This is a genomic window from Janibacter cremeus, assembly GCF_013409205.1.
In the GTDB taxonomy this organism is placed as follows: domain Bacteria; phylum Actinomycetota; class Actinomycetes; order Actinomycetales; family Dermatophilaceae; genus Janibacter; species Janibacter cremeus.
Map to the genome: position 1 here is coordinate 1,106,176 of NZ_JACCAE010000001.1, position 14,860 is coordinate 1,121,035.

Annotated in this window: 10 protein-coding genes; 1 reads left to right on the forward strand and 9 read right to left on the reverse strand. The window is 67.8% G+C overall.

What is annotated here, in order from left to right:
• Positions 1-293: 293 nt before the first annotated feature.
• The 5 genes from BJY20_RS05165 to rpoB all read right to left on the reverse strand — a co-directional run bounded on the left by BJY20_RS05165 (position 294) and on the right by rpoB (position 9,355).
• A complete protein-coding gene (locus tag BJY20_RS05165) occupies positions 294-824 on the reverse strand; it encodes a GNAT family N-acetyltransferase (RefSeq protein ID WP_185990545.1) in 531 nt (176 codons plus the stop codon).
• The gene (locus BJY20_RS05170; RefSeq protein WP_185990546.1) at positions 824-1,102 is read right to left on the reverse strand and encodes a hypothetical protein; all 279 of its coding nucleotides are present in this window, start codon (positions 1,100-1,102) and stop codon (positions 824-826) included. Before BJY20_RS05170 ends, BJY20_RS05165 begins: the two co-directional genes overlap by 1 nt.
• Before the next feature lie 182 nt (positions 1,103-1,284).
• Entirely contained in the window at positions 1,285-1,560 is a 276-nt protein-coding gene (locus BJY20_RS05175) for an HU family DNA-binding protein (RefSeq protein WP_185990547.1), read from the reverse strand.
• A 286-nt stretch (positions 1,561-1,846) separates the two neighbouring features.
• The gene (locus tag BJY20_RS05180) at positions 1,847-5,728 is read right to left on the reverse strand and encodes a DNA-directed RNA polymerase subunit beta' (protein WP_185990548.1); all 3,882 of its coding nucleotides are present in this window, start codon (positions 5,726-5,728) and stop codon (positions 1,847-1,849) included.
• 144 nt (positions 5,729-5,872) lie between these two features.
• The gene (gene rpoB, locus BJY20_RS05185) at positions 5,873-9,355 is read right to left on the reverse strand and encodes a DNA-directed RNA polymerase subunit beta (protein ID WP_185990549.1); all 3,483 of its coding nucleotides are present in this window, start codon (positions 9,353-9,355) and stop codon (positions 5,873-5,875) included.
• A 360-nt stretch (positions 9,356-9,715) separates the two neighbouring features.
• Here rpoB and BJY20_RS05190 point away from each other — a divergent pair, with 360 nt between their 5' ends.
• Positions 9,716-10,972 carry a phospholipase D-like domain-containing protein gene (locus tag BJY20_RS05190; RefSeq protein ID WP_185990550.1) on the forward strand — a complete coding sequence of 419 codons (1,257 nt, stop codon included), beginning with the start codon at positions 9,716-9,718 and terminating at the stop codon, positions 10,970-10,972.
• A 183-nt stretch (positions 10,973-11,155) separates the two neighbouring features.
• Here BJY20_RS05190 and rplL read toward each other — a convergent pair whose 3' ends face one another.
• The 4 genes from rplL to rplA all read right to left on the reverse strand — a co-directional run bounded on the left by rplL (position 11,156) and on the right by rplA (position 14,780).
• Positions 11,156-11,545, reverse strand: a complete 390-nt coding sequence (rplL, locus tag BJY20_RS05195; protein WP_185990551.1) for a 50S ribosomal protein L7/L12 — start codon at positions 11,543-11,545, stop codon at positions 11,156-11,158.
• 70 nt (positions 11,546-11,615) lie between these two features.
• Positions 11,616-12,206: a 50S ribosomal protein L10 gene (gene rplJ / locus BJY20_RS05200; protein ID WP_185990552.1), complete on the reverse strand. Its 591-nt coding sequence runs from the start codon at positions 12,204-12,206 to the stop codon at positions 11,616-11,618.
• Between the two features lie 310 nt (positions 12,207-12,516).
• Positions 12,517-13,674, reverse strand: a complete 1,158-nt coding sequence (locus tag BJY20_RS05205) for an IS30 family transposase (RefSeq protein WP_185992422.1) — start codon at positions 13,672-13,674, stop codon at positions 12,517-12,519.
• 362 nt (positions 13,675-14,036) lie between these two features.
• Positions 14,037-14,780 carry a 50S ribosomal protein L1 gene (gene rplA / locus BJY20_RS05210; protein ID WP_185990553.1) on the reverse strand — a complete coding sequence of 248 codons (744 nt, stop codon included), beginning with the start codon at positions 14,778-14,780 and terminating at the stop codon, positions 14,037-14,039.
• Positions 14,781-14,860 lie beyond the last annotated feature (80 nt).

Consider the following 14,860-nt stretch of genomic DNA (forward strand, 5'->3'; position numbering starts at 1 on the left):
CCTGAACGGTGCTCCCCCCTGCACTCCCCGTCACGGACCCTGTCAGGACCGCAACCGGACGCCCGGCGAGAGGTTCGAGACCGACCGTCGTCGGCCGTCCTCATGCGCGTCACGACACGGTCATGCCACGCACGCGGATCAACGATACCGGGGCGTCGAAAGCGTCACAAATCGCAACCCTCGGGGGCTCACGGTCGCGGGGCGACCTGCACCCACGCTCGGGGGCTCTCGGTCGCGGGGCGACCTGGGCACCCGAGTGCCCCCGACGCCTTCCCAGCCTCCTTCTAGCCAGGTCAGCCGAGCCGCTCGAAGGCGGGCGCGTACCGGAAGGGACCTGCCATCTCGGGGCGCCAGGCGCGCAACGTCAGCACCTGGAAGGACTCCTCGCTCCAGGGCCCGGGAGAGCCGATCCCGTGTCGTGCGGCCGGGACGAACCCGAAGAAGCCGTAGTACTCCGGGTCCCCCAGCAGCACCAGCGCCGGCTCGGCGAGACGCTCGGCGCTGGCGACGACGGACATCAGCAGGGCGGCCCCGATCCCCTGCCGCTGGTGAGCGGGCAGTACGGCGAGCGGCCCCAGGCCCACCGAGTCGGCCGCACCGATGGTGGCGCGGCTGCACACGACGTGCCCGACGACCTCCCCCTCCAGCTCGGCCACGAAGGTCAGCTCCTCGATGGGCGAGCCGTCCGCACGCAGACCACGCAGCAGCTCACGCTCGAGCGACTCCCTTCGCCCCTGCGCCATGCCGAAGGCCGCGTCGTGGAGCGCCTCGGTGGGTACCACGTCGCCCGGGTCCTCCCGGCGGATGATCAGGTCGTCGCGCATCAGTAGCGCTCGGTGATCCACTCGCTGTTGCCGCTGAGGAAGGCGAACAGGAAGAAGGCCGCGATCGCAAGCAGCACGACGGAGATGATGGCCGCGTCCGAGCGGGAGCGCCGGGCGAAGGTCGCCACGGCCGCGCCGGCGAGGACGAGGGCGAGCAGTTTGCTGATGCCACCGGGCTTGAGCAGGAGCACGACGGCGCCGACCGCCAGGAGCGTACCCAGGGACCAGCGGGCGACCGTGGCCCGCAGGGTCATGGGTCGGTCATCGGAGTCGGGCACGGGCGCCATCCTCTCATCGTCACCGGGCATCACCACACCACCGTTACCGACCAAGGTGTGGTCCACAGGCACGGCGGATGAGCGAAGGAGGGGCCGGTCACCGCAGTGGTGACCGGCCCCTCCTTCGAGGTCGCGGGCCGGGGCCCGCACACCTCAGGACGCCGCTTCGGCGTTCGTGTCGCTCAGCCCTTGGCAGCGGTCTTCAGGGCGCTGCCGGCGGAGAGCTTGGCGGCGTAGCCACCCGGGATCGTCATCTCGGCGCCGGTCTGCGGGTTGCGGCCCTTGCGCTCGGCGCGCTCGACGCGCTCGAGGCTGAAGAAGCCGGGAACCGTGACCTTCTCGCCCTTCGCGACGGACTCGGACAGAACCGCCTGGAGGGCGGTGATGACCTCGGAGGCCGAGGACGCGGACACGCCAGCCTTCTCGGCGACGGCGCTGGCGAGCTCAGACTTGTTCATGTGGTTCTCCATCTGTGAAGTTCGTGGTCTCGAACAGGGTCCAATCAACCATGAACCCGGGCCCGGCGTCGACTTCGCAGACGGCGTGTTTGCCTTGATTTTCCGGCGATCCCGGGCAAAGACCCCCTTGCGGCAGCCTCATCCGTCACACCAGTACCACGACGACCCCGCACGGGCATGACGAAGGGGGACCGGTCACGGCGACCGGCCCCCCCTTCGAGATGCTTGCTGGGCAAGCTCCGCCCACGCGGAGCGTGGGACCCAAGGACAGCGCCTTCGAACGGCCTCAGACGTCCAGGTCGAGGTCGTCGAGGCGGATCGCCTCGCCCGAGCCGGGACCGAAGACCGGGTAGGCGTACTCGTCGTAGTTCGGCAGCGAGTACATCGCGGCCTTGGCCTCCTCGGTGGGCTCGACGTCCACGTTCCGGTAGCGGGGCAGCCCCGTGCCGGCCGGGATGAGCTTACCGAGGATGACGTTCTCCTTCAGACCCAGCAGCGGGTCACTGCGACCCTCCATCGCGGCCTCGGTGAGGACGCGGGTCGTCTCCTGGAAGGAGGCGGCGGAGAGCCAGGAGTCCGTGGCCAGCGAGGCCTTGGTGATACCCATCAGCTCCGGACGACCCGAGGCCGGGCGACCGCCCTCGGAGACGACGCGGCGGTTCTGGGTCTCGAAGTGCCCACGCTCGGCGAGCATCCCCGGGAGCAGACCGGTGTCACCCGACTCGAGGATCGTGATCCGGCGCAGCATCTGCCGGACGATGACCTCGATGTGCTTGTCGTGGATCGACACGCCCTGCTGGCGGTAGACGTTCTGGACCTCGTCGACCAGGTGCTTCTGCGCGTGGCGCGGGCCGAGGATGCGCAGGACCTGCTTCGGGTCGATGGCGCCCTGGACCAGCTGGGTACCGACCGGCACGCGCTGGCCGTCCTCGACGAGCAGGCGCGAGCGCTTGGTCACCGGGTAGGCGTGCTCCTCGCCGTCGCGGTCGGCGACGAGCAGGATGCGACGACCCTTGTCGGTCTCCTCGATGGTCACCCGGCCGTCGGCCTCCGCGATCGGCGCGACGCCCTTGGGCGTGCGGGCCTCGAAGAGCTCGACGACACGCGGCAGACCCTGCGTGATGTCGTCACCGGCCACACCACCGGTGTGGAAGGTGCGCATCGTCAGCTGGGTACCGGGCTCACCGATCGACTGCGCCGCGACGATGCCGACGGCCTCGCCGATGTCGACGAGCTGACCGGTGGCCAGCGAACGCCCGTAGCACTTGGCGCAGGTGCCGACCTTGGAGTCGCAGGTGAGGACCGAGCGGATCTTGACCTCGTCGACCCCGGCCGCGTACAGGCGGTCGATGACGATGTCACCCAGGTCCGAGCCGCCCTCGGCCAGGACGGTGCCCTCGTGCTCAACGTCCGTGGCGAGGCACCGACCGTAGGCGGTGAACTCGACGTCGTCGTGGAGACGACGCGTGCCCGTGAGCTCGTCGAACTGCGCGATCGGCATGGCCAGGCCACGGGCCGTGCCACAGTCCTCCTCGCGCACGATGACGTCCTGGGAGACGTCGACCAGACGACGGGTCAGGTACCCCGAGTCGGCCGTGCGCAGAGCGGTGTCGGCCAGACCCTTGCGGGCGCCGTGCGTGGAGATGAAGAACTCGACCACCGACAGGCCCTCACGGAAGTTCGTGCGGATCGGTCGGGGGATGATCTCGCCCTTCGGGTTGGCCATGAGGCCTCGCATACCGGCGATCTGCCGCAGCTGGAACCAGTTGCCTCGGGCACCCGAGGAGACCATGCGGTAGATGGGGTTGTCCGTCGGGAAGTTGCTCTGCATCTCCGCGGCGACCTCGTTGGTCGCCTGGGTCCAGATCTCGATCTGCTCCTGACGACGCTCGTCGTCGGTGATCAGACCGCGCTCGTACTGCTTCTGGACCTTGGTCGCCTTCTCCTCGTAGGTCGCGAGGATCTCCGGCTTGCGCTCGGGCGTGACGACGTCGGAGACGGCCACGGTCGTGCCGGACCGGGAGGCCCAGTAGAAGCCGGCCTCCTTGAGGGCATCCAGCGACGCGGCAACCTGCACCTTGGTGTACCGCTCGGCGAGGCTGTTGACGATCGTCGAGAGCTGCTTCTTGTCGACCGGCTCGTTGACGTAGGGGTAGTCCACCGGGAGCGTGGCGTTGAAGAGCGCGCGCCCCAGGGTCGTCTCCGTCGTCCACGTCGCCAGCTGTCCGGACTCGTTCGGCTCGGCACCCTCCGGCAGCTGTGCACCCGGCGTCGGCACGATGCCCTCCAGACGGATGCGGATCGGGCTGCCGACCTTGATCTCCCCGGCGTCCATGGCCATCTGGGCCTCGGCGGTCGAGGTGAAGGACCGCAGGTGCTCGCCCTCCTGCGCCACCTCGGAGGTGAGGTGGAACAGACCGATGACCATGTCCTGGGTCGGCATGGTGACCGGGCGACCGTCGGCCGGCTTGAGGATGTTGTTGCTCGAGAGCATCAGGATCCGGGCCTCGGCCTGTGCCTCTGCACTCAGCGGGAGGTGGACCGCCATCTGGTCACCGTCGAAGTCCGCGTTGAAGGCGGTGCACACGAGCGGGTGGATCTGGATGGCCTTGCCCTCGACCAGCTGCGGCTCGAAGGCCTGGATGCCCAGACGGTGCAGCGTGGGCGCACGGTTGAGCATGACCGGGTGCTCGGTGATGACCTCTTCGAGGACGTCCCACACGACCGAGCGCTGACGCTCGACCATGCGCTTGGCCGACTTGATGTTCTGCGCGTGGTCGAGGTCGACCAGTCGCTTCATCACGAAGGGCTTGAACAGCTCCAGCGCCATCGCCTTGGGCAGACCGCACTGGTGCAGCTTCAGCTGCGGGCCGACGACGATGACCGAACGGCCGGAGTAGTCGACGCGCTTGCCCAGGAGGTTCTGGCGGAAACGACCCTGCTTGCCCTTGAGCATGTCGGACAGGGATTTCAGCGGCCGGTTGCCCGGGCCGGTGACCGCACGACCACGACGACCGTTGTCGAAGAGGTTGTCGACCGACTCCTGCAGCATCCGCTTCTCGTTGTTGACGATGATCTCGGGCGCACCGAGATCGAGCAGGCGCTTGAGGCGGTTGTTGCGGTTGATGACGCGGCGGTACAGGTCGTTCAGGTCGGAGGTGGCGAAGCGGCCACCGTCGAGCTGGACCATCGGACGCAGGTCCGGCGGGATGACCGGGACGGCGCCCAGGACCATGCCGGCCGGCTTGTTGTCCGTGGTGAGGAAGGCCGTGACGACCTTCAGTCGCTTCAGGGCACGGGTCTTCTTCTGGCCCTTGCCGGTCGCGATGATCTCGCGCAGCTTCTCGGACTCGGCCTCCAGGTCGAAGGTCTCCAGACGCTTCTGGAGAGCAGCGGCGCCCATGCCACCCTCGAAGTACAGACCGAAGCGGTCACGCATCTCGCGGTAGAGCATCTCGTCGCCCTCGAGGTCCTGGACCTTGAGGTTCTTGAACCGGTCCCACACCTGGGCGAGGCGCTCGACCTGCTGGTCGGCCCGCTTGCGGATCTGGTTCATCTCGCGCTCGGCGGAGTCGCGGACCTTGCGCTTGGCGTCGGACTTGGCGCCCTCGGCCTCGAGGTCGGCGATGTCCTTCTCGAGCTTCTGCGCGCGCTTCTCCACATCGGCGTCGCGGCGGTTCTCCAGCTCCTTCTTCTCGGCCTCGATCTGGGCCTCGAGCGAGGGAAGGTCGGTGTGACGCTGCTCCTCGTCGACGCTGGTGATCATGTAGGCCGCGAAGTAGATGACCTTCTCCAGGTCCTTCGGAGCGAGGTCGAGCAGGTACCCAAGACGCGAGGGGACGCCCTTGAAGTACCAGATGTGGGTGACCGGAGCGGCGAGCTCGATGTGGCCCATGCGCTCACGGCGAACCCCGGCGCGGGTGACCTCGACGCCGCAGCGCTCGCAGATGATGCCCTTGAAGCGCACGCGCTTGTACTTGCCGCAGGAGCACTCCCAGTCCCGGGTGGGGCCGAAGATGCGCTCGCAGAAGAGCCCCTCCTTCTCCGGCTTGAGGGTGCGGTAGTTGATGGTCTCGGGCTTCTTGACCTCGCCGTGGCTCCAGGCGCGGATGTCCTCCGCGGTGGCGAGACCGATGCGCAACTCGTCGAAGAAGTTGACGTCCAGCACTATGTGCTTCCTTACTCTCGTTCTCTCGAGGATGGCTCTCGATAAGTTCAGTTCCCGCTGTCCGAGTGCTAACTCGACCCCACGGGTATTTCGAGGGGGATCCGGGGAGCGCAGGCCCGCCAGGGCCGTGAGCTCCCCGGAGGTTTAGACCTCCTCGACGCTGCTCGGCTCGCGCCGGGACAGGTCGATGCCGAGTTCTTCCGCGGCGCGGAAGACGTCGTCCTCGTTGTCGCGCATCTCGATGGTGCCGCCCTCGGAGTTGAGCACCTCCACGTTCAGGCAGAGGGACTGCATCTCCTTGATGAGCACCTTGAAGGACTCCGGGATGCCGGGCTCGGGGATGTTGTCGCCCTTGACGATGGCCTCGTAGACCTTGACGCGACCGGTCACGTCGTCGGACTTGATGGTCAGCAGCTCCTGCAGCGCGTAGGAGGCGCCGTAGGCCTCGAGGGCCCACACCTCCATCTCGCCGAAGCGCTGGCCACCGAACTGGGCCTTACCGCCGAGGGGCTGCTGGGTGATCATCGAGTACGGCCCCGTGCTGCGCGCGTGGATCTTGTCGTCCACGAGGTGGTGCAGCTTGAGGATGTACATGTAGCCGACGGACACCGGGTCCTCGTAGGGCTCGCCGGTCCGGCCGTCGAAGAGGTTGGCCTTGCCGGAGGCGCCGATGAGCCGGTCACCGTCGCGGGTCGGCAGCGTCGAGTCGAGAAGACCGGTGATCTCCTCCTCCTCGGCACCGTCGAAGACCGGGCTGGCAACGCGGGTGTTCGGCGGGGCCTGGCGCGCGTCCTGGGGGATCATGTCGGCCCACTCGGGGTTGCCCGCGATCTCCCAGCCGCGGCTGGCTGCCCAGCCGAGGTGCAGCTCGAGGATCTGGCCGATGTTCATGCGACCGGGGACACCGAGCGGGTTGAGCACGACGTCGACCGGTGTGCCGTCCTCCATGAAGGGCATGTCCTCGACCGGGAGGATCTTGGAGATGACGCCCTTGTTGCCGTGGCGGCCGGCGAGCTTGTCGCCGTCGGTGATCTTGCGCTTGTTGGCCACGTAGACGCGGACCAGCTGGTTGACGCCCGGGGGCAGCTCGTCGCCCTCGTCCTTGTCGAAGACCTTGACGCCGATGACCGTGCCGGTCTCGCCGTGCGGGACCTTCATCGAGGTGTCGCGGACCTCGCGCGCCTTCTCACCGAAGATCGCACGGAGCAGGCGCTCCTCCGGGGTCAGCTCGGTCTCGCCCTTGGGGGTGACCTTGCCGACGAGGAGGTCGCCGTCGCGGACCTCGGCACCGATGCGGATGATGCCGCGCTCGTCGAGGTCGGCGAGGACGTCGTCGGAGACGTTCGGGATGTCCCGGGTGATCTCTTCCGGGCCGAGCTTGGTGTCGCGGGCGTCGACCTCGTGCTCCTCGATGTGGATCGAGGAGAGGACGTCGTCCTGGACGAGGCGCTGGCTGAGGATGATCGCGTCCTCGTAGTTGTAGCCCTCCCACGGCATGAACGCCACGAGCAGGTTACGGCCCAAGGCCATCTCGCCGCCGTCGGTCGCGGGACCGTCGGCGATCAGCTGGCCGGCCTCGACCCGGTCACCCTCGGAGACCATGACGCGCTGGTTGTAGCTGTTCCCCTGGTTGGACCGGTTGAACTTCATCATCTTGTAGGTCCTGCTGCCGCCGTCGTCCTGCAGGACGGTCACCAGATCGGCGGAGACCTCGGTGATGACACCGGCCTGCTCGGCGCGGACCACGTCACCGGAGTCGAGCGCGGCGCGGTGCTCCATGCCGGTCCCGACGAAGGGGGCCTCGGCCTGGACGAGCGGCACGGCCTGACGCTGCATGTTCGCGCCCATGAGGGCACGGTTTGCGTCGTCGTGCTCGAGGAAGGGGATCATCGCCGTCGCGGCAGAGACCATCTGCTGCGGGGAGACGTCCATGTAGTCGATGTCCTCGGCCGGGACCTGGTCGACCTCACCGCCACGGGTACGGGCGAGGACCCGCTCCTCGCGGAAGTGACCGTCGTCCTGCAGGACGGCGTTCGCCTGGGCGACGACGACCTTGTCCTCCTCGTCCGCGGAGATGTAGACGATCTCGTCGGTGACGCGACCGGCCACGACCTTGCGGTACGGGGTCTCGATGAAGCCGAAGGCGTTGATCCGTCCGTAGCTCGCGAGCGAACCGATCAGACCGATGTTCGGGCCCTCAGGGGTCTCGATCGGGCACATGCGGCCGTAGTGCGAGGTGTGGACGTCACGGACCTCCATCTGCGCGCGGTCACGGCTGATGCCGCCCGGGCCCAGCGCCGAGAGGCGACGCTTGTGCGTCAGGCCCGACAGCGGGTTGTTCTGGTCCATGAACTGCGACAGCTGGCTGGTGCCGAAGAACTCCTTGATGGAGGCGACGACCGGCCGGATGTTGATCAGGGTCTGCGGCGTGATCGCCTCGACGTCCTGGGTGGTCATCCGCTCGCGGACGACGCGCTCCATCCGGGACAGGCCCGTGCGGATCTGGTTCTGGATGAGCTCGCCGACGCTGCGGAGGCGACGGTTGCCGAAGTGGTCGATGTCGTCGACCTCGACGGGGACGTCGACGTCCTCGCCGTCGCGCACACCCGGGAGGGTGGGCTGGTCGGCGTGCAGGGCGACCAGGTACTTCAGCGTCGCGACGATGTCGTCGAGCGCGAGCACGGAGTCGCCGAGGTCGACCTGGCGCCCGAGCTTGCGGTTCATCTTGTAGCGACCGACCTTGGCCAGGTCGTAGCGCTTGGGGTTGAAGTAGAGGTTGTCGAGCAGGTTCTGCGCGGCCTCACGGGTGGGCGGCTCGCCCGGACGCAACTTGCGGTACATGTCCAGCAGCGCGGCGTCCTGGTCCTCGACCGTGTCCTTCTCCAAGGTGGCGCGGATCGACTCGAAGTCGCCGAACTCCTCGAGGATCTCCGAGGAGGTCATGCCCAGGGCCTTCAGCAGGACGGTGACCGACTGCTTGCGCTTGCGGTCGACGCGCACGCCGACCATGTCGCGCTTGTCGATCTCGAACTCCAGCCAGGCACCGCGGCTGGGGATGACCTTCGCCGAGTAGATGTCCTTGTCGGAGGTCTTGTCCGGGGTGCTCTCGAAGTAGACACCCGGGCTGCGCACGAGCTGCGAGACGACGACGCGCTCGGTGCCGTTGATGATGAAGGTGCCGCGGTCGGTCATCAGCGGGAAGTCGCCCATGAAGACCGTCTGGCTCTTGATCTCGCCGGTCTCGGCGTTCATGAACTCGGCCGTGACGAAGAGCGGCGCCGAGTAGGTCTGGTCGCGCTCCGTGCAGTCATCGACGGAGTACTTCGGCTCCTCGAAGCGGCTCTCCCGGAAGGAGAGGCTCATCGAGCCGGAGAAGTCCTCGATCGGCGAGATCTCCTCGAAGATCTCCTCCAGACCCGAGCGCTCGGGCACGTCGCGACGCCCGGCCTCGATGGCCTCGGCGACACGCTCCTGCCACTTCTCGTTGCCGAGGAGCCAGTCAAAGCTCTCGGTCTGCAGCGCAAGGAGATCGGGGACTTCGAGGGGCTCGCGGATCTTCGCGAAGGACAGACGGCCACTGGCAGTCTGTGCGGTGGACATCGGGGAAGCGGTGCGCGAGGCAGCCAAGGATGGATCCTTCCACGGGCCGAGAGAGTCGGGCGACGGTGCACAGCCACCAACCGCGACCTCGATCGGCCACTCCACACACCTCAGCGCTGAGGGGATTCGAGCGATCCGACGGGGGCCACGACAGGAGAAGGGCAGCGCAAAGCGACAGTCTAGATGCACAAGTGCACGGGTGTCCAACCCGGTCGAGCCAACGGCTCGAGGGTGGTCCACGGCGGTGCGCGCTGGACGGCGCCTCGCCAGATGATTCGACGCCATGAGAATGGACGACGACGGGGGCGACGTCAAGGGAGCGCGCGGCGGGTCGCGGCCACGATCGGGCGCACGACCCCCCTTCGCCCTCCACCTAGGGTGGCACCCATGAACCCCCGCGCCGCCCTCCGTCGACGTCGCCGCCGGAATGCCAGCCGCCTGGTGCGTCGCACGGCCGCAACCGTCCTGGGGACCCAGCTGGCCACGGCCGCAGGGCTGCTCGCGTTCGACACCATCCGCCGCCGCGACCGCCCGGACCGCGAGTTCCCACGCGCTCCGGCTCGTGCGCTGCCCGTCCCGGGCGGCGAGGTGCGCGTCTTCACCTACGGCGAGGACCTCTTCGCGGACATGCTCGCCGACATCGCCGCGGCGAAGCACCGCGTCTTCTTCGAGACCTACATCTGGAAGGGGGATGCCGTCGGAGAGCGCTTCCGCGATGCCCTCGTCGCCGCACACGAGCGCGGCGTCGAGGTGTACGTGGTCTTCGACGAGTTCGCCAACCTGGTCGTGCCGCGCTCGTTCTACGCCTCGCTGCCCGACGGCATCCACGTCCTGCGTCACCCCCTGGTCTCCGGTGGGCCGACCTTCTTCATGCCACACAACTGGGGGCGCAACCACCGCAAGCTGCTCGTCGTCGACGACACGGCCGCCTATGTCGGCGGCTACAACATCGGTGGGCTCTACGCGACGAAGTGGCGCGACACCCACGCCCGCTTCGCCGGCGAGATCGTCGTCGAGCTCGAGAACGCCTTCGTCGACTACTGGAACGACCAGGGTGGACGTCCGGTACTCCCCCAGCCCCGCCGACGCACGTGGAGCCACACGACACGCGTACAGCGCAACGTGCCGGTCGACCACGTCTACCCGATCCGCAACATGTACCTCGAGGCGATCGACCGGGCCCAGCACCACATCTACCTGACGCAGGCGTACCTGATCCCCGACGCCGCGTTCACCCGCAGCCTCGTCAACTCGGCCCTCCGCGGCGTGGACGTGCAGATCATCGTCCCGCACTACAGCAACCACATCCTCGCGGACTGGGTCTCCCGGGTGAGCTACCACAAACTCCTCGAGGCGGGCGTGCGGCTGCTGCGCTTCGAGAACGCCATGGTCCACGCGAAGACCGCCACGATCGACGGGGTGTGGTCGACCATCGGCACCGCCAACATCGACCGCCTCTCGCTCGCCGGCAACTTCGAGGTCAACATGGAGATCCTCGACCCGGAGGTCGCTGCGCACCTCGAGCGGGTCTTCGAGCTGGACTCCGGCAACTGCACCGAGCTGACCCTGCAGCAGTGGACGGAGCGTCCCCTGATCAACCGGGTCACCGAGGGGATCCTCTCGCCCTGGCGGCCACTGCTCTGATCGCCGGTACGGCCGATGGGGCGCGCCCTTGGGATCCTCGTTCCTCGGACCCTGAGTCGGGCGCATCCCCATCGGGCCCGCACCGCACAGGGACACGAGCGCACGCGCGAAGGGCGGGCCGCACCGTGAGGTGCGACCCGCCCTTCGGCAGATCCGTGGTTCCCCGTCACTGACGGGGAGGGATCACTTGAGCTCGACGGTGGCGCCGGCGCCCTCGAGGGCCTCCTTGGCCTTCTCGGCGGCGTCCTTGTCGACCTTCTCCACAACGGGCTTGGGGGCGCCGTCGACGAGGTCCTTGGCCTCCTTGAGGCCGAGGCTGGTGAGCGCGCGGACCTCCTTGATGACCTGGATCTTCTTGTCGCCGGCCGCCGTGAGGACGACGTCGAACTCGCTCTGCTCCTCGGCGTCGTCACCGGCGTCGCCACCGGCTGCCGGGGCGGCACCCGCAACGGCAACCGGGGCCGCGGCGGTGACCTCGAAGGTCTCCTCGAACTGCTTGACGAACTCGGAGAGCTCGATCAGGGTCATCTCCTTGAAGGCCTCAAGGAGCTCGTCGGTGCTGAGCTTCGCCATGATGGGCGTCCTTTCTGCTGAGTTTTCCGCCGTGAGTGGCGTGATGTGGTTGGGCTCGAGGCGTGAAGCCTCAGGCCTCGTCGCCACCCTCGGGGGTGGATTCGGTGGCAGGCGCGGCCTCGTCGGCCGATGCCTGCGGTCCCTGCTCCTCGACCTTCTGGCGCAGCGCGTCGACGACCCGAGCGGTCTGCGACAGCGGTGCATTGAAGAGCTGGGCCGCCTGGGACAGCTGGGCCTTCATGGCGCCAGCAAGCTTGCCCAGGAGCACCTCGCGCGACTCGAGCTGCGCGAGCTGGTTGATCTGCTCCGGCGAGAGCGGGTTCCCGTCAAAGATCCCGCCCTTGATCACCAGGAGGGGGTTCTCCTTGGCGAAGTCACGCAGACCCTTGGCAGCCTCGACGGGGTCGCCCTCGACGAAGGCGATCGCGTTCGGGCCGACGAACTGGCCCTCGAAAGCGGACTCGACGCCCGCCTCCTTGGCAGCGCGCGCGGTCAGCGTGTTCTTCACCACGGAGTAGGTGGCGTTGCCACGGAGGTTCTTGCGCAACTGCGCGAGCTGGTCCACGGTCAGACCGCGGTACTCCGTGAGAACGGCCGCACCGGAACTGCGGAACTTCTCCGTCAGCTCGGCAATGGCGGCGTCCTTCTGAGCGTTCGCCATGCGGGCCTCCCTTCTCGTGTGGTGCCACCGGGTCGGGCCCGGACAAGAGAAGAGCCCCGGCACAGGGCACGGGGCTGCACGGCGCACACGCATGGCGTGGCTCGCGAATCGTGGCCTGCGCTGGTCGCCCGCTCTCGCGGAACCTTTAGTTCGTGCCCGGGGGCAGGAACAACCGGCGGTCAGTGGTCATCTAGAAATATACGGCAGGTCGGGGACGCCGACCAAATCGCCGCAGACGACGAAGGGGGCCGCCCCCGGTCACGGCGGATTCACGGGGTGCTCGCAACACCGTGTGTTTTTGTCTTGGTGGTTAGGCGCTTTGAAGTAGATCACGAAGACGCTCGGCTGGGGTTGCCCAGTCGAGCGTCTTTCGTGGTCTGGCGTTGAGTTCTTGGGCGACGTACTCCAGCTCTTCAGGGCCGTGGACGCTCAGGTCGGTGCCCTTGGGGAAGTACTGGCGCAGCAGCCCGTTGGTGTTCTCGTTGCTGCCGCGCTGCCAGGGTGAGGCCGGGTCACAGAAGTAGACCGGCATGTTGGTGGTCATCGTGAACGAGGCGTGTGCGGCCATCTCGGCGCCCTGGTCCCAGGTCAATGACCCACGTAGATGCCCCGGAAGGTCGTTCACGGCTGCCACGAGCTGGTCACGCACGGTGAGCGCGTCATGACGTTCAGGTAGGTGCAGCAGCATCACGTACCGGGTGGCGCGTTCGACCAGTGTCCCGATCGCTGAGCCACTGTCTTTGCCGATGATCAGATCGCCCTCCCAGTGGCCCGGGATCGCCCGGTCGGCGATGCACGCCGGCCGGTCACTGATCATTACCATCTCGTCGACGAACCGCGGACGACGCACCCCACGGTCCTGTGGCTTACGCATCGCCCGCCCGGTGCGCAACGCGGCCTGGACCTCGCGTTTGAGTCCACCACGGGCCTGGAAGTACAAGGCCTGGTAGATCGTTTCGTGGCTCACGCGCATGCTCTCGTCGTCGGGATGGTCGATCTTGAGCCTGTTACTGATCTGCTCCGGGGACAACTTCCGTGCCAGCGCGGCAACGACATACTCACGCAGCCGACCCGGCGCGGCCAGCTTCGAAGGCTTGGGCCGGACACGCCCGTTCATCGACTGGTGATGCCCTTGGTAGGGCGAGTACCCGCCCGTGGCGTCACGGTGGGCGGCGACCTCCCGAGTGATCGTCGAGGGCGCCCGGCCCAGACCCACCGCGATCGAACGCATCGAGACGCCCTGCTTGACCCCATCGGCGATGGCCAGCCGCTCCTGCAGCGACAACAGCCGGCCCGTGCCCACCACTTGATCCATGGGCTTGTTCATAGCCGGGCGTTTGGCCGGTGGGCCGGTGACGCGCCCATCGGGATAGATCTTTCGACCGTGGCTGCGCCGGACCCCGCGCTTCCAGTACCGACCCGTATCGAGGGACACGCCGACTCGGCGGGCCGCGAGGGAGTGGTGCATGCCCTCGGCCAGCAGTCGGTCGAACTCTGCCCGGGCCTTGGGCTTGCCCAACGGCAACGGCGCAGCCGGAACAAGGCCGGCCCCTACCAACAATCGACGAGCCAACCCGTGCGATCGGCCCACTGCGCGCGCAGCCGCACCGATCGATCCCTCTCGCTCGAAGACGGTCACCACCTGGGCGATCAGCTCCGGCGTGACCTCAACAGGACGTCCTCGCCCCTGGGAAACAGACATGGTCCTCGCAACTCCTCAGATCGAGGTGTTGCGAGGACCATGTGAACCGAAGCACGGGAGCGGCCCCCCCCCTTCGAGGCTCCTGCGTCGCGCCTCAGGACGGCGCCTTCGTCAGGGTCGACCTGGTCTCACTCAGCGGTGACGGCCGAGTCGAGGATCACCGGCGCGGACTCCTCGAGGAGGTCCTTGGTGCGCGAGGTGTCGAGGTGGATGCCCGGGCCCATCGTCGTGCTCAGGGTCCCGCGGGAGACGTAGCGTCCCTTCGCGGCGGACGGCTTGAGTCGCATGATCTCGTCGAAGGCGGACTGGTAGTTCTCCACCAGCGCCTTCTCGTCGAAGCTCGCCTTGCCGATGATGAAGTGCAGGTTGGCGTGCTTGTCGTTGCGGAACTCGATCTTGCCACCCTTGATGTCGGCGACGGCCTTGGCCGTGTCCATCGTGACGGTGCCGGTCTTCGGGTTCGGCATCAGGCCGCGCGGGCCCAGGACCTTGCCGAGACGTCCGACCTTGCCCATGAGGTCCGGGGTGGCGACGACGGCGTCGAAGTCCATCCACCCGCCCTGGACCTTCTCGAGCATGTCGTCGGAACCGACGTGGTCGGCGCCGGCCGCGATGGCCGCGTCGGCCTTGTCGCCGGTGGCGAAGACGAGGACACGGGCGGTCTTGCCCGTGCCGTGGGGCAGGTTGACCGTGCCGCGGACCATCTGGTCGGCCTTGCGGGGGTCGATACCCAGGCGGAAGACGACCTCGACGGTCTCGTCGTAGGAGGTGCGTGTGGTCTCCTTGGCGAGGCGGATGGCCTCGAGGGGAGCGTAGACGGCGTCCTCGTTGATCTTGTCCGCTGCGGCGCGGTAGGCCTTGCTGCGCTTCATGAGTGCTCCTTGGTGGTGATGGAGGTGTGGTCGGGGCCAGCGCCGGCCCTCCCACGAGGCCCGACAGGAGTCGGACCCGA

Coding starts and splice junctions, on each gene's coding strand:
- BJY20_RS05165 (WP_185990545.1), bottom strand. CDS start 824: ATGCGCGACGACCTGATCATCCGCCGGGAGGACCCGGGCGACGTGGTA.
- BJY20_RS05175 (WP_185990547.1), bottom strand. CDS start 1,560: ATGAACAAGTCTGAGCTCGCCAGCGCCGTCGCCGAGAAGGCTGGCGTG.
- BJY20_RS05190 (WP_185990550.1), top strand. CDS start 9,716: ATGAACCCCCGCGCCGCCCTCCGTCGACGTCGCCGCCGGAATGCCAGC.
- rplL (WP_185990551.1), bottom strand. CDS start 11,545: ATGGCGAAGCTCAGCACCGACGAGCTCCTTGAGGCCTTCAAGGAGATG.
- rplJ (WP_185990552.1), bottom strand. CDS start 12,206: ATGGCGAACGCTCAGAAGGACGCCGCCATTGCCGAGCTGACGGAGAAG.
- BJY20_RS05205 (WP_185992422.1), bottom strand. CDS start 13,674: ATGCACCACTCCCTCGCGGCCCGCCGAGTCGGCGTGTCCCTCGATACG.
- rplA (WP_185990553.1), bottom strand. CDS start 14,780: ATGAAGCGCAGCAAGGCCTACCGCGCCGCAGCGGACAAGATCAACGAG.